The 455-nt window shown below is 70.5% G+C and carries 1 pseudogene; it reads right to left on the reverse strand.

Annotated elements, in window-relative coordinates:
• Positions 1-57 precede the first annotated feature (57 nt).
• Positions 58-455 (reverse strand): annotated as a pseudogene (locus QSK45_RS38115) (2-oxoacid:acceptor oxidoreductase subunit alpha); the annotation flags it as partial.

The raw sequence follows: 455 nt of genomic DNA on the forward strand, positions 1-455 counted from the left end.
TTCATCGACTGCTTGGCCTCGGCCTTGGGGACCAGCTGGAGCAGTCCGTTGCCGGTGTCAGTCATCGATGGCCTCCTTCAGCGCCGCGGCGAGCTGTTCCGCCTTGAACGGCATGCCGTTGACCTGGGTCAGCGCGCGGGCGTTCACCAGCCAGCGGGCACGGAGCATCTGGGTGAGCTGGCCGAGGTTCATCTCCGGCACGAGCACGGTGGGATAGCGGGCGAGCACGCTGCCGAGGTTGCGCGGGAAGGGGTTGAGGTGGCGCAGGTGGGCCTGGGCGATCCGGCCCCCGCCGGCCCGTACGCGCCGCACGGCCGCGGTGATCGGGCCGTAGGTGGAACCCCAGCCGAGGACGAGGGTCGTCGCGCCGTGCGGGTCGTCCACCTCCAGGTCCGGGACCTCGATGCCGTCGATCTTGGCCTGGCGGGTGCGGACCATGAAGTCGTGGTTGGCCG

Source organism: Streptomyces hygroscopicus subsp. hygroscopicus (assembly GCF_030269125.1).
In the GTDB taxonomy this organism is placed as follows: domain Bacteria; phylum Actinomycetota; class Actinomycetes; order Streptomycetales; family Streptomycetaceae; genus Streptomyces; species Streptomyces hygroscopicus_C.